This is a genomic window from Aureibaculum flavum, from assembly GCF_016406085.1.
Classification (GTDB): domain Bacteria; phylum Bacteroidota; class Bacteroidia; order Flavobacteriales; family Flavobacteriaceae; genus Aureibaculum; species Aureibaculum flavum.
On the sequence record NZ_JAEHFJ010000004.1, the window covers coordinates 174,200 to 194,473 of the forward strand.

12 protein-coding genes are annotated in these 20,274 nt (G+C 32.1%); 3 read left to right on the top strand and 9 right to left on the bottom strand.

What is annotated here, in order from left to right; all coding sequences use genetic code 11:
• Position 1: 1 nt before the first annotated feature.
• The 4 genes from JBL43_RS09580 to JBL43_RS09595 all read right to left on the bottom strand — a co-directional run bounded on the left by JBL43_RS09580 (position 2) and on the right by JBL43_RS09595 (position 6,312).
• Complete coding sequence (locus JBL43_RS09580) at positions 2 to 1,288, bottom strand: aminotransferase class V-fold PLP-dependent enzyme (RefSeq protein ID WP_198841231.1); 1,287 nt, start codon at positions 1,286 to 1,288, stop codon at positions 2 to 4.
• A complete protein-coding gene (locus JBL43_RS09585; RefSeq protein ID WP_198841232.1) occupies positions 1,288 to 4,290 on the bottom strand; it encodes a WD40/YVTN/BNR-like repeat-containing protein in 3,003 nt (1,000 codons plus the stop codon). Before JBL43_RS09585 ends, JBL43_RS09580 begins: the two co-directional genes overlap by 1 nt.
• Positions 4,291 to 4,359: 69 nt before the next feature.
• Positions 4,360 to 5,607, bottom strand: a complete 1,248-nt coding sequence (locus tag JBL43_RS09590) for a WG repeat-containing protein (RefSeq protein WP_198841233.1) — start codon at positions 5,605 to 5,607, stop codon at positions 4,360 to 4,362.
• A 90-nt stretch (positions 5,608 to 5,697) separates the two neighbouring features.
• Complete coding sequence (locus tag JBL43_RS09595; RefSeq protein ID WP_198841234.1) at positions 5,698 to 6,312, bottom strand: hypothetical protein; 615 nt, start codon at positions 6,310 to 6,312, stop codon at positions 5,698 to 5,700.
• Positions 6,313 to 6,473: 161 nt separating this feature from the next.
• Here JBL43_RS09595 and JBL43_RS09600 point away from each other — a divergent pair, with 161 nt between their 5' ends.
• Positions 6,474 to 7,103, top strand: a complete 630-nt coding sequence (locus JBL43_RS09600; RefSeq protein WP_198841235.1) for a TMEM175 family protein — start codon at positions 6,474 to 6,476, stop codon at positions 7,101 to 7,103.
• A 27-nt stretch (positions 7,104 to 7,130) separates the two neighbouring features.
• Here the strand turns inward: JBL43_RS09600 and JBL43_RS09605 are convergent, their stop codons facing one another.
• Both JBL43_RS09605 and JBL43_RS09610 read right to left on the bottom strand, forming a co-directional pair.
• Positions 7,131 to 7,673: a DUF4251 domain-containing protein gene (locus JBL43_RS09605; protein WP_198841236.1), complete on the bottom strand. Its 543-nt coding sequence runs from the start codon at positions 7,671 to 7,673 to the stop codon at positions 7,131 to 7,133.
• 104 nt (positions 7,674 to 7,777) lie between these two features.
• Positions 7,778 to 9,889 carry a M3 family metallopeptidase gene (locus tag JBL43_RS09610; RefSeq protein ID WP_198841237.1) on the bottom strand — a complete coding sequence of 704 codons (2,112 nt, stop codon included), beginning with the start codon at positions 9,887 to 9,889 and terminating at the stop codon, positions 7,778 to 7,780.
• A gap of 338 nt (positions 9,890 to 10,227) precedes the next feature.
• Here JBL43_RS09610 and JBL43_RS09615 point away from each other — a divergent pair, with 338 nt between their 5' ends.
• Complete coding sequence (locus tag JBL43_RS09615) at positions 10,228 to 11,112, top strand: M23 family metallopeptidase (protein WP_198841238.1); 885 nt, start codon at positions 10,228 to 10,230, stop codon at positions 11,110 to 11,112.
• Positions 11,113 to 11,122: 10 nt separating this feature from the next.
• Here the strand turns inward: JBL43_RS09615 and JBL43_RS09620 are convergent, their stop codons facing one another.
• Positions 11,123 to 12,499, bottom strand: a complete 1,377-nt coding sequence (locus JBL43_RS09620) for a T9SS type A sorting domain-containing protein (protein ID WP_198841239.1) — start codon at positions 12,497 to 12,499, stop codon at positions 11,123 to 11,125.
• Between the two features lie 191 nt (positions 12,500 to 12,690).
• On the opposite strand from JBL43_RS09620, the gene JBL43_RS09625 reads away from it, so the two are divergent.
• Complete coding sequence (locus JBL43_RS09625; protein WP_198841240.1) at positions 12,691 to 12,909, top strand: RNA-binding S4 domain-containing protein; 219 nt, start codon at positions 12,691 to 12,693, stop codon at positions 12,907 to 12,909.
• 19 nt (positions 12,910 to 12,928) lie between these two features.
• On the opposite strand, the gene tamL is transcribed toward JBL43_RS09625, so the two are convergent.
• Entirely contained in the window at positions 12,929 to 15,256 is a 2,328-nt protein-coding gene (gene tamL / locus JBL43_RS09630; RefSeq protein WP_498371149.1) for a translocation and assembly module lipoprotein TamL, read from the bottom strand.
• Entirely contained in the window at positions 15,253 to 20,253 is a 5,001-nt protein-coding gene (locus JBL43_RS09635) for a translocation/assembly module TamB domain-containing protein (RefSeq protein WP_198841241.1), read from the bottom strand. Before JBL43_RS09635 ends, tamL begins: the two co-directional genes overlap by 4 nt.
• Between the last annotated feature and the right edge of the window lie 21 nt (positions 20,254 to 20,274).

Consider the following 20,274-nt stretch of genomic DNA (forward strand, 5'->3'; position numbering starts at 1 on the left):
ACTAAAAACTTTCCAAAGCACTGACCAAATAATCAATATCTTTTTTGGTGATGTAAATAGCAAAAGAGAGACGTACCGCATTTAAACCAAAGGAGCTCATAGGACGGCAATCAATACCATATTGGTCAATTAATCTCGTTTTTACACGAGAAACAGGTTTACCAATAACTTCTACTACTTGAATGGCAGCGGAAAGGTTATCGTCAGCAGGGGTTTTTAGTTTTAAATTCGGATTCCCTTCTACTTTGTTTCTAAAGTATTCTTTTAACTCATAAGTCCTGTTATGAATTTTTTCTAAACCAATTGTATTCAGAAAATTAATACTCGCTCCCAAACCTAAGACTTCAGGTAAATTACGTGTATTATAATTCTCTAGCCTTCTAATCGTTTTATCTTGATAACCTTTACAGACCATTAAAGGTTTTAGATACTGTTGACTCTCTTTTTTTGAATAAAAAATACCAACGCCTTTTGGTGAGAATAACCATTTATGAGAACTTACAGTATAAAAATCACAACCTAAATCATGTAAATCAATACGAAACATACCTGCTGCTTGAGCCCCATCAACAGCTACTAGAATGCCCTTTTTATGAGCCATTTCAGAAACTTCTTTTACTGGTAAAATCATACCATTCGTGTTAACCATATGACACATTGAAATCATCTTAGTTTTTGACGTAATTGCTTTTTTATAAATAGCAATGAGTTCTTCTTTATTTTTTGGAAGAAGGGGCACTTTAGGTCTTACTAATTTCACACCTTTTGTTTCTTGCCATACTTCCCAAGGTATGGTACCACTCGTATGTTCATGATCAATAAGAATAACCTCATCTCCTTTTTTTAAGTCCATACTTCGGGCAATAAGATTCATGCCTTCTGTGGTATTATGTATCAGGGCAATTTCCTCATTAGATACTGAAAAAAAGTCAGCCACGGCTTTCCGCGTTTTTTCTTTTTCTTCGTCCCAACCGCCCCACATATATTTAGAGGGAAAGCTATCTAAGGTTTCTCTAAAATTTCTTGTGGCTCGTTGTACCAAAACGGGTGAAGACCCCAAGGACGCATTATTGAAATATTTAAGTCCATCAGCAAAAATAAATTCTTGTTTCACCTTTTCCCAAAAGTCTTCTGAACTATCATTTACAAGAGAAATGTCATTATTATTATTATTATTATTACCTTTTTTTAAGTTAGTGGCGGCAAAAGCAGGAACGACTGCAAAGCCAGCCATTGCAGTTGAAAATATTTTTATGAATTTTCTACGATGGTTATTATTATCATTCATTAGTGACCCGCTTCTGTTTTAAGTGTATTAAATTGTTTATTTAACTCCTCGTATCTATTTGTAGCTTCTTGCCCAGGTAATTGGTCAGCACCACTTATCATGTATAACACATATGAAATTTGAGAGACTAACATTTGTTGAGGGTAAGCACCCTCATCATTCTTTAGTTGTTTTAAAATGGACTTTAGTTTATCTAATTTTTCTCCTTTCGCAGCGATAACTTCTTTTTCTAAATTAGATTGTAATTGATTTGCTTCAGATAACAAGTCAATTATTTTATTTTGCATTTTAATTTGTGTTTGAATATCATTTTTAGATAAACCCGCTGCTTCAACTCTTGGATCCATTACAATGTCAAAGGGCTGTGTAAATGATTTCGTTCCCACCATTAGTTTCACCATATATGTCCCAGGAGCTACCATTGGACCATTTTTATATCTTCTCTTTTCGTTTTTTGTCCAAGGTCCCTTTGATGAAAGATCCCAATGAAAACGATTTAAACCTGGTTTATCTTCTAATTTGGTATCTACATATCTAAACGTTTTACTTAAGTTCATATTTTCTATAACTTCTACCTCTGATTTTAGTTGTTTTTTATCACTCACAATAGCAACTACTGATTCATTTTTATCATTAAATATCTCTAATTGGACACTTTCTTTATTTCCTTTCGGGATAAAATAATCAATAATTACGCTCGTTCTAGGATAATTAGGAAAAGCTCTGCTGCTTACTTTAGGATAACGATAACGTATGGTGTTATCAGGTTTAAATAGGTGTGGTTTATCCGTTAATGAAGTTATAGTTTGTTCTCTTAACGGGGTAATATTATCTAAAATCCAAAAGCCACGCCCCATGGTACTTAAAATTAAATCACCTCTAAATATCTTGATGTCCGTAATTGGGGTAACGGGTAAATTCTGCTGAAATTTATCCCATGTTTTACCATCATTAAAGGAAACGAAAATTCCAAATTCTGTTCCTGTATACAACAAATCTTCACGAACTGGGTCCTCTCTTAAAACACGAGTTGTATAATCAGTAGGTATACCGTTTGTTTCAGTAGATAGTAATTCCCAACTTATTCCATAATTATCCGTTTTATACAAATAGGGTTTTGCATCACCTAATAAATGTCTATCAACAGCTATATATGCTTTCGCAGGATTAAATTGAGAAGGCTCAATAGATTCTACGCGTCCACCTTTTGGCATTTTTTTAGGTGTAACATTTTTCCATGTTTTGCCGCCATCCTGAGTAACAGAAATTATACCATCATTAGAACCTGTCCAAATTAGGCCTTCTTTTACCTTCGATTCACGAATAGAATATAATGTGCTGTAATATTCTTCACCTGTAATGTCTCTAGTAATCGGACTTCCTGAAATCACTTGTTTATCCGCTTCAAAAGCGGTTAAATCAGGAGAAATTGTTTCCCAATTTAATCCGTCATTACTCGATTTATGCAGATATTGAGATCCGTGATAAACGACATCTGGGTTGTGTGGCGAAACATGAATTGGAGCTACGCGTTGAAACCTATATTTTAAATCTTTGGGATTATGACCATAAATATTGGAAGCTCCCACATAGTAACTTTTTTCAGTACCTGTGCGTTTATCAAATACACTAAAGCGTCCTTTACAATTGGCATATACGATATTATGATTTCCTGGTTTAGGCACACCAGGACCCGTTTCACAACCACCTGTATTTATTATCCAACCCGTACCCGGATTTTGAATACCACTTGGCGGAAAACTAGGTACCGCAATAGTAGATGAATTATCTTGCATACCCGCATATAACCAATATGGATATTGATCATCTACTTCTACTTGATACAATTCTGCTGTAGGTTGATTAAATTGTGTTGACCATGTTTTTCCTCCATTATGAGAAACATTTGCTCCACCATCATTACATTGTATTAGTAAATTTGGATCGTTAGGATTTATCCAAATATCATGATTATCACCATGAGGAACGCTCATTCGTTCCCATGATTTACCACCATCAATTGACTTTAATAATGGGTTTGCATTTGAATAAACGATATCTGGATTTGTAGGATCTAACTCAACATTTATATAATAAAACGGACGATTTACCAAACCTTTATTATCGGAAATATGTGTAAATGATTTTCCTTGATTTATTGATTTGTACAAACCTCCCTCCTTTCCAGGAGCTTCAATAATAGCGTATAATATACTTGAGTCTACGGGTGATACTGCCAAATCAATTTTACCAATTAAGTCTTTTGGCAATCCATCGTCCAACTTAACCCAGTCTTTACCTCCATTTATAGATTTGTATATTCCACCTTCATCGGCTTTACCTCCAGAAATAATAGTCCAAGGTTTCCGTTCTGCTTTCCATGCAGCAGCATAAATAATATTCGGATTTCCTGGAAGTAATTCTAAATCAGAAAAACCAACTTTATCTGATATAAACAATACCTTATCCCAATCTTTACCACCATTGGTTGTTTTATAAATACCACGTTCGGTATTTGCCCCAAAAGCATTTCCGATAGCTGCTACCCAAACGGTATTGTTATCTGTAGGATCTATTTCTACAGCACCTATCTGCCCTGTTTCTTTTAGACCGATGTGTTCCCAATTTTTTCCTGCATCGATTGATTTGTAGACTCCTTTACCAGGAATTACATTACTTCGCAACCCATCAGAACCGGTACCCACATATATTATATTGGGGTCATTTGAAGCAACTTCTATAGCTCCAATTGATGGCGTATTAAAAAAACCATCTGAAATATTATTCCATGATGTACCATAATCTTCCGTTTTCCATACACCACCACCAGATGCTCCTAAGTAAAAGGTACCTGGGAAATGTGTATTTCCTGTTACCGTTGTAACACGTCCTCCTCTTTCGGGACCCACAGTGCGATATTCTAAAGATTTAAAATCTTGTGCTGTAAGTGATAGCGGTAGAATTAATAAAAATAAAAATATGAAATGAAATCTATTTTGCATGGCTTAATAAAAAGTTGGTTAGATTTCAAAGTTAATAAAAATTAAATGTTACAAAATTATTGTTTGAAATTACTTTTTATCTGCCGAATAAAGTAATTTTCCTTTTTTATCGATATAGTTTTTTTGGGGATTGGCATTTTTATCAAACACAGACGCTACACCTTCAAAAAATGGAGTGGCGTTAAAAAAGCGTGGTTCTATAATATAATTACCTTTTGTATCTATATAGCCATATGTGTAATCATATTTACCAGTTTTTATAGCCACAACCGCAATACCGTCAATAAAGGGTTGAGCAACATCAAATTTTGATGCAATTACCTGTTCGCCTTTTTTATTAATATATCCCCAATGAACGTCTCCACCTTCTCCTTCTTTGCCCTCTCTAATACCAACAGCCGCTAACCCTTCATTGAAACCTAGAGCATAATCATATAAAGGAGAAATAATCCATTTTCCGTTTTTGTCTACAAATCCTTTTTTCTTATTATAATACGTTGCTAAAGCTAAATTTTCTTGAAAATTTTCTAATTCTTCAAAATCTAGTGGAACGATTATATTATTTAAAGTATCTATAATTCCGTTTTTAAAATAACTGGCATTAACGACTGCATAACCATTAAAAAATGGTCCAACTTCATAATATGTTAAAGGTATTATTTCCTCTCCTTTTGTGTTAATATATCCCCATTTACCATCTTTACTCACTGATGCATAGCCTTGGAAAAAATCACCCACTTTGTCATAGATAAGCTCTGTAATATATTCTCCTTTCTTGTTTATAAAACCATATTTATCATCCACCTTTACAGCAGCAAATCCTTCATAAAATGAGTTAGCTACAGTAAAAATAGGCTCTACAATTACATCTCCTTTTGTATTTAGATATCCATAAATTCTGGACTGGCCTATATTGCTAAAAGCAGCCATGCCATTACTGAAATGAAAAACGAAATCATATTTAATTGGAATTACGACCTTTCCTTCGAAATTAACAAATCCGTACTTTCGGTTTAGGCGTACACTTGCTAAGCCATCGTTATAATAACGAACACGATCATATATAAATCCAGTAATCTCTTCTCCTTTTTCATTAATAAAACCATCTTTACCTTTAAACCCGACACCAATAATACCGTTTGAATAGCCTTCAAAATCATCATAGATAGGTTCTATAACCATCTCACCAGAATAATTGATAAAACCAAAATTACCATTGACACTAATGGGGAGTAATTGGTTCTCCTTTTCTTTATTTTGACAATTCAATAACAAAGTACTTAAAATTACAATAATAAATGTTAATAACCTGTTCATATACAATTTTTTATGATAAAAATATTAGATTTTACAATATGAAAAGCCCCTATACGTTAGGGGCTTTTTTTCATAGCAATTTTCACAATTTTAGTCTGTCATTACAACATTACCTTCAGCGTCTGCTTCAAAGTTGGCTTCATAAAAATTGGTAACAATGTTACGACCTTCAATTGATGTACCTTCACCTTTTTGCGTTACATGCAATTCAAAATCACATGTTATCGCATTTGTTTTTGGGTCAACGTTTAATGTATATTTCCTCAATTGATGTGTGTCAACATCGTCTCCCATTATAGTAAGTGCTTTATCAATATTAGCAATTATTTTATCAGTATCAATATCACCAATTTTCATTTTACCTTGTGCCTTGTCTAAAAACATTTTCTTTTGAAAAGAATCAGAATCTGCTTTTTCATCTTGAAGTTTAGCTTCAGTGTGTTCTGTTTTTTCAGAATACATTCTAGAAAAGCGTTTTCCATCTTTTATATATTTTATGGTTACTAAACCTAAACTAGAATTTAAATCTTCTTGTGAATAAATGGTCATGGAATAAACTTCCATATCACTTCCAAATTTTTCATTGGCAATGGTCTTAATTTTTTCTAATCCGTCTTTTGTATTCATTTGAGGAGCATCTGATCCTCCACAAGAGAATAAAGTAAACACTAAGCAAATACTTGTAATTTTTAATAAATTCTTCATTTTGTTGGTTTTTTATAAATGTTTTTTTTATGTATTGAATACCGCAAATATATATTGACAATCAATAGTGATAAGCTGTGAAAATATATTCGAGAACATTTAGGACATATTTGTTTAAATTGTAGTAATTTTCGTTTTAAAGAAATTAAAATTTAAAGAAAATGAATCAAACCTATGATAAAAACCGGATTATTAGTTTTAGTGATGCGGTATATTCTATAGCAATGACCTTGCTAGTATTAGAAGTTGCAATTCCCTCAAGTAAAGCCATTGCTACTTATAATTCATGGGATATATTGACGAATAGAATCCCTAATTTTATTGGTTTAGTCGTAAGTTTTCTTGTAACAGCCTTGTATTGGGTAGCACATTTACGCTCTATGCGATTAGTATCAACCGTTGATAATAAATTATTATGGATTAATATTTTCCTATTACTTTTTATCGTTTTAATGCCCTTTTCTACAGGATTTTATGTGAGTGGTTTCGGTTATGTAATTCCGTTCGTCTTTTATTGTTTCAATCTTTCAGCAATTGGACTTTTAAATTATATGATGATCAGATATATCATTAAAAAGGAAAAAAACAACCCTGAATTGACGCCATTGGCGATTAGATGGCACACATTAACCGGTTTAAACGCCCTTAGTGTATGGATGTTAGCCGCTATTTTGGCTTTTGTATTACCAAATGTAGCACGCTATATATTTGTGCTCATTTTTGTATTTCAGTTTTTTATTAATAGAAGTTATAGACGAAATACAAATAAAGTAACGGTAGAAGATTCTTAAATTTTAAGATTATTCAATATGAGAATGTTATTCCTCCTTTAGTATAGTACTCACGTTACCAATATATGTTATACCCGTTCGCGATGCACTATTAAGTGTAACATAACTTTTAAGGTTAGGATATAAATTCATTCTAACATCAAACCACTCATTATTGCTTTTCGCTTTAAAGCTTATTGTGTAATATTGCTTTTTGGCGTTCCATTCTGAATCGTAACTTTTAATCAAGCCTTCAAATTCAATACCACCATTGTTTGAACCATAGCCAACATTTGACTGCCGTTCACCGTAATAAGGTAAATATGAAGAAATTGAGTCTCCTTTAATAGTTAAAAAATTACTGTTACCGATAAGGCTAATATTACTCGATGAATTTCCCACACCTAATATACCTGAATTTTGTAATTTAGATAAACCTATCGTAGCCATAGGCTGAGCTATATCTGATTCAATAGTAAACATTTGATGTGTTACTAATTCTTTTATTTTACTGGTATCTAAAACTTTAGTACTTGCACAACTACTAAAAAATGCCATTACTAAAATTAGATAAATAGGATGATTTTTCATTTTTCCGTAATTATAGTTTCCTTTTTTTACCACAAAAAATATGCCGAATAATATCTACAATATATAGATATAACAAGTTTTAGGTCAAACAAAATAAGTGAACATTATTTCAACCCTCTAGCTTTTAACATTGGTTCAATTTTAGGATCACTACCTCTCCAGTCTTTATACATCTTTTCAAGATTTAATGTATTCCCTCGAGAAAGTACCATGTCTCTGAAACGTTGACCGTTTTCACGTGTAAGTCCACCATTGTTTTTAAACCAATTATAAGCATCATGATCTAACATTTCGGTCCACAGATAAGAATAATATCCTGCTGCATAGCCACTTCCGAAGACATGTGAAAAATAAGTAGATCTATAACGAGGTGGCACAGCGTGTACAACATCTAATTTTGTATTGTGTAATGCTTCCTTTTCAAAAGTATTGGCATCTGTAATCTTTCTATCAGCAGCGATAGTATGCCATTGCATATCTAAATTAGACGCTGCTAAGTTTTCAGTTAAACTGTATCCTTGATTAAAGGTTCCTGATTTTTTAATTTTATCAATTAATACTTGAGGAATTTGTTCTTTTGTTTTATTGTGGATAGCATAATTCTTTAAAACATCAGGATATAACGCCCAGTTTTCATTGAATTGCGATGGGAATTCAACAAAATCTCTCGCTACAGCAGTACCAGATAATGATGGGTATTGTTGATCTGCGAAAAATCCATGTAACGCATGACCAAACTCATGAAACATGGTAGATACATCATCAAACGTTATTAATGCAGCCTCACCTGCTGCCGGTTTAGAGAAATTGCACACATTATAAATTACAGGTTTCTTATTGTATAGTTTAGATTGGGTTACGAAATTGCTCATCCATGCTCCTCCTCTTTTACTAGAGCGGGCGAAAAAATCTCCATAAAATAAGCCTAACTTATCACCGTTTTGTTCAAAAACTTCATACACCAGTACATCCTTATGATAAACAGGAATATCTGTTCTAGATTTAAAAGCAATACCATATAATTTTTCAGCGGCATAAAACACTCCTTTTTCTAAAACAGTTTTCAATTCAAAATAAGGTTTAATTTGATCTTCGTCTAAATCGTATTTTGCTTTTCGCACCATTTCTGCATAATAGTTCCAGTCCCATGGTTCTAATGTAAAATCACCACCTTTACTAGTAATCATTTTTTGTATTTCTTCAGATTCTAACTGTGCTTTTTTTGTAGCTGCAGGTATAAGTCCTTTAAACATATCAAATACATTTATCGCTTTTTTTGCCATTGTTTTTTGCAAACTCCATTCTGCATAATTATCAAAACCTAATACCCCTGCTTTTTTAGCTCTTAGATCTGCAATTTTTATTATTATTTCTTTAGTGTCATGCTTAGAACCGTCTGCTCTATTCCAAGAAGACTTAAAAAGTTTTTCTCTTGTTTCACGGTTGGTCAACGATTGCAATAAAGGTTGTTGTGTTGTGTTTTGTAAAGAGATTACCCAACCATTTTTCTCTTTATTTTCTAATGCTTTTAATTGTGATTCAGAAAGCCCAGCAAGAGCTTCTTTATCTGTAAATAATAAGGCTCCTGCATTATTAGCTTCTAATAGTGTTTGGTTAAACTTAGTAGTAAGTGTTGCCAGTTGTGTATTGTATTCTTTTAAAGTTTCTTTTTTTTCTGCTGATAAATTGGCCCCAGCAATTTCAAAATCTTCGAAGTAATTTTCTATGAGTTTTATAGCTTCTGAATCTAAATCTAAACTGTCTCGTTTATTGTAAATGATTTTAATTCGGTTAAATAATTTATCATTCAAATAAATAGCATCTCCTAATTCGGAAAGTTTAGGAGCAATTTCTTCTTGTATCGCTTTTATACTATCATTAGTGTGAGCTCCAGACAGTCCATAAAATACATTTGAGACTCTTTCTAATAAAATACCACTTTTTTCTAACGCCAAAACGGTATTGTCAAAAGTTGGATCATTATCTAAATTAGCTATTTTTTCTACAGCTTCTTTTTGCTCTGAAATCCCCTTTAAGAATGCGGGCTTAAAATCACTATTTTTAATTTTTTCAAAATCAGGAGCATGATAGGGTAAAGTACTCTCTACCATTAGTGGATTATCTGTTGCGTTCATCGTATTTATGGTGTTTTTTTTGTCATTTTCACAAGCGGTAATCAAAACTGTCAATAATAACAAATTGTAGAATGGTTTCATATAAAAAAGTTTGATAATTCATTGTAAAGATATGTAAAATGGTACAATTTGTATATTTTTTATTGGTTTTTAACAAGCAACTAAAATGGTTCAAAACCCGTTAAATATAAGTTAAATATGAGTCGTAAATATTTGAAAATGTGATAATTAATATTGTTAATATTGAAACGAGAGTTCTATAAATAGAAACATTTAATTAAAAAGTTTACTTTTGTTCCTATTAAAATTTTAAGAACTATTTAATTGTTATTATTTCTTGATATAAAATAAATGAGAAATTAAAATTGAGTTACACCTTTATGAAGATATTTTTCTCCTCCATTCTCTTTCTAATATCAATGTCTACTATATATGGTCAAGATAGAGCCATAGATCCTATGTATATTCATGGTTTAGAAGAAAAAATTAATACACATCTTGACTTTTTATCAAAAGAAGAATTCAATCTAATGGTTGATTATTCAAGTGTAAATCCATTAATAAATGAGTATTGGGATAATGACAAGTTAAAACCTTACCCTATTCCTATTAAAAATGTCCCGTTTGAAATTGATTTTAAGGACAGTACATTTGCATCTCCAGTATTAATAGATAAAGTGGTTACTTCACGTTATGGCTGGCGAAATAGACGACCTCATAAAGGTATTGATATTGATTTAGTAACTGGTGATAGCTTAAGAGCTATATTAAGCGGTAAAGTACGATATGTTGGTTATAATAGAGGGTATGGCAAATGTATAATCGTTAGACACTCGAATGGTTTAGAGTTGCTTTATGCACATTTATCCAATCAAATAGTGAAAGAAAATGATTTAGTTTTAAAAGGGCAAGTTATAGGTAATGGAGGTGTTACAGGAAATGCAAGAGGGAGCCATTTACATTTAGAAACTATTTTTAAGGGCAATTTTATTAACCCTGAGTATTTATTTGATTTTGGTAAAAGCAATAAAATTAGAAATGACAAAGTATGGGTGACTAATAAATGGACCAGTCCACACCTTCATAGTTCTAAACGACAAAGTGATATCCAAGTGGCCACTTCATTTAAAGAAGCAACAAATCAGAAAGTTGTTGAAGTTAAAACCCATAGAATTAGAAGGGGTGATTCACTTTCAAGAATAGCAAATAAATATGGCACTTCAATTTCAGCGTTGTGTAAAGCAAATAAAATTAGAAGAACAACTATTCTAAAACCTGGTAAAAGGTTAATTATAGGTTTTTAAAATAATCAGATTACTTTTTTAATATTTTCTCGACAGAAATCAAATGGGTGTCTAAATTTTCTATTACAAGAAAATACATTCCGTTAGCAAAAGAACTTAAGTCTATATTAAAACTTTCCCCTTTTTTCTTAGAAGAATATATAGTTGCACCAATTGTGTTTACTACATTAAAAGTATACATTGACTCTGGTGCGTCAATTTTAATATTACCGAAGGTGGGATTTGGATAGATTTGAATGTTTTCTGCAGTATTCATGGAAATATCAAGTAAAGCTCCTGTTTGATACACTACAATTATTGGCGGATTGGCATACCTTCCTTGTTCGTTATCCGCATTTTCAATAGATAGATATAAATTTCCTGTGTTGGGGTCAAAACTACCACCATTAATGCTGTTAGCAGAACTCTGAAATGGCGTATTAAACTTACCGTAATCATAAGGTTGAACATCATAGGGCAATCGTTCCCCATTTTTAACTTCTAACAAATCATTTAAATCCCACAACCAATAGTAATTATAATTATCGTTTGAATCAGGGGTGCAATAGCCGCCACAAAGATTACCATTCGATTGTGTACATTTATAGCAAACACCTGTTTGGTGACCGCCGCTTTTCCCTATAGTTACATAAGTCCTTGTTCCTGGGACAATAAACCCATAAATGGCTCTTGAAAGATGTGTCCATATATCATTAGCCAAGCTTGCATTTGAAAGATCTGAATGAAGTGGATTTGTCAGACTAAAATCTAATAATTTGGTTGTGTTGATGGTATTTGCGGTGTTAAGCAAGTTATCTATATTGAAAACAAATGCTGATGGTCCAACACTTGTTCTTGAAATTATAGGAATTCCACTCGACTGTCCTGTAATATGCGTTCCACCGAACACACTTTTTAAATTTTCTGGAATGGGTGAAATCCAACCAGAAGTATGGCCTGATCCTCCTTCAAATTTTAAATAGCCCTTTAGGGTACTATCCTCTAAATTATTCGCATTATCAATAAGTAGCGTTGAAACCGTATTGTCGCCCGGAGCATCGTAGTATTCGTAAGCATTAACTATTAATTTTTGTTTGCCATTATTTAGTATCGGAAACAGTCCTCCTATCCTATTCATACCTTCAGGGTTACCATCTGGAGTTTCATTGAGGAATTGGGTAAAGACTTGCATAGGTTCTTTCACGATATTTAAGTCAGCAATTACAGTAGTATTTACTAAATTGGGTATTTTAAACTCTGCAATCGCTTGATGATGACTATGACCCACAATAAAAATTGAATTATTTACAGAATTATAGGCAAAGGGACCTTGAGCAAAATTCATATTGGATGCTCCATAGGTTCCAGCATCTACTCTGAAGGCACCTTGATAGTCAAGGTTATCCATGCTAAACAACGGTAAACTTGAAAGCTCCTGTGCAGAAACAATAATTATTGAAAACGCAAAAAATAGATATGTAATATAATTTTTAATCAAACCAAACCTGTTAACTTTGTTGAAATAACGAAAAAACGTTAAAAAAATTATAGTAACACTGGAGAAAAGTCATTTAACTAACTCCTAATCAAGCAGTAATAATGAATAAGAAAAATTTTAAATTAAGAGAAGGTCAGCCCTATATTACTTTAAACAAACTACTTCAGGTTGTTGGAATTGCACAAACTGGTGGACATGCAAAAATTATCATTCAAAATGAAGAAGTGTTGGTAAATGGACTTGTGGAAACTAGAGTAAGGAATAAGTTGGTTATTGGTGATGTTATAAATGCAAGCAACACTCAAATTGAAATTGAATAGTCTTTTTTAATAAAAAGGTTTAAAATGGATATCCAATTGCAAAATTGAATACAGGTTCATCCCATTTAAAATTATAACTATCTTCTTTTGGGTCATGAAAGGGTGCTGCCAAATCAAATCTAATTACAAAACCTTGAACATCAATACGAAGTCCTATTCCTGCACCAATACCTAATTCATTTATAAAATTATCAGTGAATTTGCCATTAGGAAAAGTCTCATTTTCTTTAGACGTCCAAATATTTCCTGCATCCGCAAAAACAGCTCCCTTAACAAACGAATAGATAGGAAACCTATATTCGATGTTTGCTTCAAGTTTAATGTTTCCTGAATTATAGAAAAGATAATCAGAATCACCGCCATCTACTTCTTCATCATATTGACCAGGCCCTAAGGTCCCAATTTGAAAAGCTCTTACACTATAGGGTCCACCAGCATTATATTGCTTTGTAAACGGTAATACCTCAGAATTTCCATAGGCATAACCGTAACCTGCAAAAACTCGTGTTGCAATTTTCTGTTCTTTTCCAAAATTAAAGTGATAATGTAAGTCAAGATCAGCTTTGGCATATTGTGCAAACTCAAGACCGAATATCGTTTTAGAATCTTCTCCATTATTTTTACCAAATAAACTTATAGAATTACCCACAATGTCTAATGTGGAATTGACATAGAATTGATGGGTTTTCTTACTGTCTACCATCTCATTATAGGTAAACGAATAATTGAGTCCAGAAATAAATTCTTGATCAAAACTACTACTCAAATACTCATTTTCAGAGCGTATTTCGTCAAATGCTTCTGTGGTATTAGACAATTGAGTGTACGTAGTTGAAATTGGAATAATTTCATGCGTAACGTATCTATTGGCATTCCATAAATATCCAAATTGTGCTGTACCTGATACTAAAGTATATAATTGCGTTCTTTGTAAATAATCCAACCCTAAACTCATTTTTGTCTTAGGGATAGCATATTTAAAGTAATTGCTACTTATTTTTATTGGAAAAATGATTCTTGGGTAGATTAATTCAGATGATAATCCTAATTGAAGAATGCTTGTTCCATTACTGTTTCCTCCTGCAATTTGCCATTCATATCCAATATTTGAACTAAGATTCAAGATTTCTCCACCTTCAAACAAGTTTCTATTTGTGTAGGTAAATGCCAACGTGGGGCCAGCAAAATTATTCGATTTAGACACGGCTTCTAATGAGGCTTTAAATGCCCTTTTATTTAACGGGGAAAGAAAAATATTAGTTTCTAAAAATCCGATGCTATCATTTTTAGCAATAGTATCCAATTGGTTGTACTGAATATTTACAAATTTATAAGAACCAATGGTGGACAATCGTCTTGCCGTATTTTTTGATGTTTGCGGATTGTATAACTCCCCTTCTTTTAAAGTAATATAAGGGTCGAGGAATTTCGTTTTAAAATAGGGTCTTTGCTCAATGAAGTTTTTATTATTATAACGAATAACAGTATTCGGTAATGAATCTTGTTGGAGATCATAATTTGAATAGATATTAATTTTAGAGATTCTATACGGTACTATTGCTTTTTTAGGGACATCTTTTTTTAATTTTAAAAATAAATCAAACCGTTTGTCTTTATATCTATTTGTATCCGCTTCAAAAATTAAAAAATTAGAGTTAAAATTGTAGTAACCTTTCATTTTCAAACCATTGTCTATACGGTCTCTTTCTAATTTTAAAAAAGATAAATTAAAACGCATATCCTTTTTAAAAGGCGTATCCGATAGGTACCCTTGCATTTCTTTATAAATTGGAGGTTGCAGTGTATCTAATTGATAGCTTTCCATTCTATAGGGTTGCTGAACAGTAATATTATAATCGATTGTCGCTGTTTTTTTCTTATCATTACTAGTCCAATTAGAGGTAAGGTTATTGTAATAAAATCCATTATTTTCTAGTCGGTTTATCAGCACTTCTTTAATAGCAGTAGCATTTACATCTGATTGATATACTGGTTCCTCTCCTATTTTTTTATTTAGCCATCGGTTAATAAATCCTGGGTTTTTATTTTGAGATTTGAAATGATAATACAAACCATAATACCATCCTAAAACCTTTTTATTTGTTTTTTTTTGAATGGCCGTTTTTAGATTTTCTTCTAAGGCCTTTTCATTTTTAACGATACTATCTGATTTTATATCAATGGAAGCACCTTTGTAGAGTCGTTCATTATTGGGAATATATTTTTGTATACTACATGATTGAAATAGAATCAATAGCATAGAAAGCATAAATCCTATATAGTGTTTTATTAAAATATTCGTTTTAATAAATTGTATTATAGCTATATTTTTATGTTTATATCTCAATTTTGTTTCTTTTCCTTTTTATTTTTATCTGATTTTTCAACTTTAGTCTGACCGTGCAATAGAGCATACCAGAGCTCATCAAACTTATTAAATTCTTGAGTAAAAATTAATGCAATACCACTAATAATAGTTTGACCATCAATTACATTTTCAAATTCATTTTTTCTAAATCCTTTAAGCCGATATCTTCCATTATCAGTTAATAAATATTCTACACTTACATTACCAATAATTGGAGTAGATTCGTCTGAACTGCTACTTCCTTCTATATCAATATCACTACCAACACTTACAATTAAACGATCATTAAATAGTTTTTTCTTAGCCGCAACTTCTAATTGTGTCCGGTCTTCTGGAGAATCACCTTGGTAATCGGTATAACTATCTAAACCAAAATTGAGTTCAACACCTGTATCACCTAATAATTTGTCTGAAAATACATTCAATTGATCAGAAAGTGCATCATTTAGATTATTTCTAGCAATTGAAGCAAAACCACCACTGCTTCCATCACTATCAGACTGTGGATAAAATCTACTTAATACTAATAATGAAAAGACTTGTTGATTCAGTTCGTTTTCTTGCTTATTGACTTGTTGAACGCGTGCATATACTTGTCCACTTATAGCACCTTGTTCTTCCTCTGGCATATCTAATTCAAAGGAAATCTCAGGTTGCATTAGCTCACCATCAACATTCAGATAGACATAAAATGGCAATACTTCCTGATATTGGCTTTTTATAGATGCGTCAGAACTAGTTGTCTGCGATGCCATTAATGGTGATGCTGATGCGTCTATTTTATACAATGCCTTAACATCTAATTTAGCATCAAATGGATCTCCATACCAACTAATACGACTGTCTGACGTTAATTCAAACTTTCTATTTACGATATTGTATAAGTTCATTTCATAATGACCATTAGCAATTTCATAAACTCCAGTTAAGTTTACGGAACCATTTGGACTCATTTTCAACTTAAGATCCCCGTTTCCAGAAACTTGAAAATTATCATTTGTTTCGGCATCAATGATTACCTTTACTTTTGCACTTTTATCTACTTTTAAATTCGCATTGACATCAAAACCGGTAATTTTTACGGATTCTTCTTCTGTTCGTGTTAATATGGCATCAGGATTTTCTCGGTTTACAAAAATAACCACACCGTCTTGTTCTTCAATATTTACCGCTGCCGATGGTAATATATAGGTAATGTCTGTTTCCGAACCTACGTTTAGGTTCAAATCTATTTTTGGGATTTCCAAATTGCCTTTAATAGTGCCGTCGGCATCAAAAACTGCTTTGCCATACACTAAATCATTGTCTTCTTTTGTAGCGTTAATGACTTGAAAATTTTTGGCATTTATTTTTAAATCGAACGTTGGATTGCTAAAACTTTCAGTACCAATAAAGCCCGAAAGCATAAAAGTATTTTTATTTTCATCTTGAATAGTAAAGTTATCCACGTACAAGCCTTTGTTTTCTATGTTTAACTCATCATTGTCTAAGGTGAAACTTTCGTTGAGTTGTGTGATTTTTAAATTGGCATTGTTAAATGCAATTTTCCCTAAATATTCGGGCTTATCTAAACTCCCTTTCAAATTAAAACTTCCAGAAAAATAGCCTGAAGTGTTGCTTACTTCACCTTCGGTAAACCCTTCTATGGCTTTTATATTGAATTTATTAATTTCTACATCTAGATTTATTTGAGGTGCAATATTATCTGCTAGAAAATCACCTTTCAATGTCAAATCTACTTCCCCACCATTTAGACCAACATTAAAGTCATACTTATTGTTCTCTCCCGATTTTGCATCTAAAGACAAAGTTCCCAAATCAACGTTTAAAAATTTCAATTGCTGAATTTTTAAATCCGTTACAATTCCCAAATCTTCAAAAGGATTTTCAACGCTAAAATCACCATTTAGAACCCCAGAAGCTATTTCATTTTCGGGATTTAAGTAATTAATGATTTTGTTAAGTTTAAAATTGTCGAAATTGATATCAATTCTATCCTTGTTGGAACTGCTTACAACATCTGTAATAGCCACAGCTTCGCCATTTCTGCTAAACTTAAAATCATTAAAAGATAATTTGTTGTTGTTAATTAGAATTTCGTTGGAATTAGGTGTTTCCCATTTATTTTTATTCAAAATAAGATTATCGTTCAACACGTGAAAACGTAAGGAATCTCGATGGCCGGTAATTGTAGATTCAATATTTATCAATTTTTTTTGGTCATAGAAAGAAGTGAAACTTAACGCCAGTTCATTATTTACTTGATTTCCCGTAATGCTCGTTTTTTTGATGGCAAGTGGACCACTATTGATTTCTTTAAAACCCAAATCAAATACAAACTTGTCCATTTCTGTATTGATATTAAAGGCTAAGCTATCAATCTCATTTCCAGCATAATTAATATGCGGTGCAGTAATTTTGGCTTTTAATTTTCTAGCTTTTTCATTAAAATTAACAGCAACATCTATGGTGTCCAACTCTTTTAAATTGAGCAACAATACTTCGTTTAAAATAGGAGCTTGACTGATCTTACCGTTCAGTACCAAATTCACAGGTTTTTTTATCGAATCTGCAACCATAGTATCTCTATAAAAATAGCTTGACAAATGTTGTTCTATGGAAGTTGTGAAATTTTGAGGATTGCTATTGGAATGTAATTCAAAATTCAAAACCTTATTTTTTACGGTCGCTGAAGTCGTATCTGTATCAACAAATGCGTTTATAGTAACGCCACCAAGTACATATGATTTGTCATCATAGAACACTACACCATCTTCAACACTTGCCTTCAACTTGAATTTATCTGAATTCCCCTTAAAATTAGCATTGAGTTTTAACCCTGTTCGCACATTACGTTGCATAATACCTAAAGCTTGCAAATCTGCTCCAATGATGTCTAAATCTAAGGAAACTTGTGGTGAAATAGAATCCAACCTCAGGTCTGCAAGTAAATTGAGATTTAAGTTATCATTTTTATAATTTGATATGATTTCCCCAAGTCCGTCTTTAAATTTCCCGTCGATTATTAAGTCTTTAATTTCATAATTATTAAGACCAAAATGTTCTATGGTAGCTAATATTTCCCCATCGAGATGATTGATATTCCTTCCATTTCCTTTTGCAGTAACACTTGCCGTTAGTCCACCTAATTTACTATCATTTAACAAATTGCCTAGCTCATAATTATCAATTTTAAGATCTGCATCAAATGCCAATTCATTCTCATTATTAAAATGACCTTTAAGGTTGGCTTTTCCTTGCGTAGTGTTTAATGCGATACTGGTATTGATGTCATTTATACTTCCTTTAGTATTCCCTTTTAGAACAACTAATTTAGGAAAACTGATTCCCAAACTATCTTCATTTACAAATAGCGATAGGCTTTTTTTATTGGTTTGAGCGTTAAACTGTAAAATATCAAATTGCAACTTATCAATGTCCGTAACATTTTCTAATTGCCCAGTTAGTGATAATTCAGTTTCCTTTCCCCAGTTTACTTTTATTGTTGGAATAGTTAACGACGATAATGTACCAGAAGCTTCAATATTTCCATTAAAATATTGTTTTGAAAGTAATTGAAAAATTTCATTCTTACGCAACTCTGGTTGAAATTGATAAACATCCTTTATATCAAACTGAAAAGTTGGGATATTAACGGTAAGCTGTGCATCATCTGGTTCTTTGATGAAAGAAGCCAAGCTATTAAAATTTAATTTCGTGTTGCCTTGAAGTCTATTATCGTTTAATGATAAATTAAAACTATTGACTGAAAGCGAATTATCTGATACATTAGCGTTTAGTTGAAGTGTTTTTAGTTGATTTCCAGAAGCTTCATTAAAATTGAAATTTTCAATATTAAAACCAACCTCTTTATCCTTTAGGAAAATTTCTTTTCCTTGAAAAGTAAGATTATTAAGAACAATTGCATCACCATTAAAAACTCCATTTTTAGGAATCGCATTGTTATTTACATAGCTAAATGTATTATTTTTCATAGTGAGATAACCTACATTTATTTTAAAATTTGGCCATTCAAATGTCGTTGCAACTATGGGACCATCATTTTTAACGGTAATTTTATTAGCAGTCGTTGTGTTTATTAAAATTTTAGAGTCATCTAGTTGGAATCTTACAATTTCCAATGTATTATTGGTTAAATCAATTTTTGGAATTTCTGTTCGAAGTTGTGCAATGTTGATATGATAACGACTATGATCAACTTCTGAATTATAATCTGCAACGACATTATTCAGATTTAATTTATCAACAGCTAAAAAAGGTAAATCATTGTTCTCGTTGGACATTGATGGCAGAACAGGATATTGGGTATATTTAATAGTTGCATCTTTTAGGTTGATGGATGCAGTCCGAAAATCCATTTTTTCTATATCGACGTTAGCCATAGCTAGGGATAAATTTCCGAGTACAAAATGACTTTCAATGCCTAAAACGCCATCATTAAAGATAATGTCAACCGTATTTAAATCGACCGATTCAATTATGATCTTCAAAGGTCCTGAAGTCGTATCGTTCTCAACTTCAGCATTCTCAGTAGCGAAAGCATCTATCAAAAACTGAAAATTATACCCTTCAAGAGAATCTTTTCGAATAATATTTGCCTTAAGCCCATTCCATTCCAAATTATCAATACCTATCCCCTTTCCATTAATAATTGACCAAAGAGGCATGTTGGCTTCGAGGGAATTGGAATACACCAACGTATCACCTTTAGTATCCTCTAAATAAAGTCCGTTGAGCATGATGTTTCCACCAAAAGTGATGTATAATTTGTCTATTTCAACTTTAGTGTGTGTTTTTTCTGAAACATATGTGACAACCTTATTTACGATGATGTCTTGTCCCCATTTACTACGAATAAATAAAATAAGCAAAATAAATAGTACCACAAGACCAAGACATAGTTTACCTACACCTCTTAGTATGCGACTTTTAATACTTTTATTTTTGTCTTTCAAATAGAATAGTGCTAATTGAGT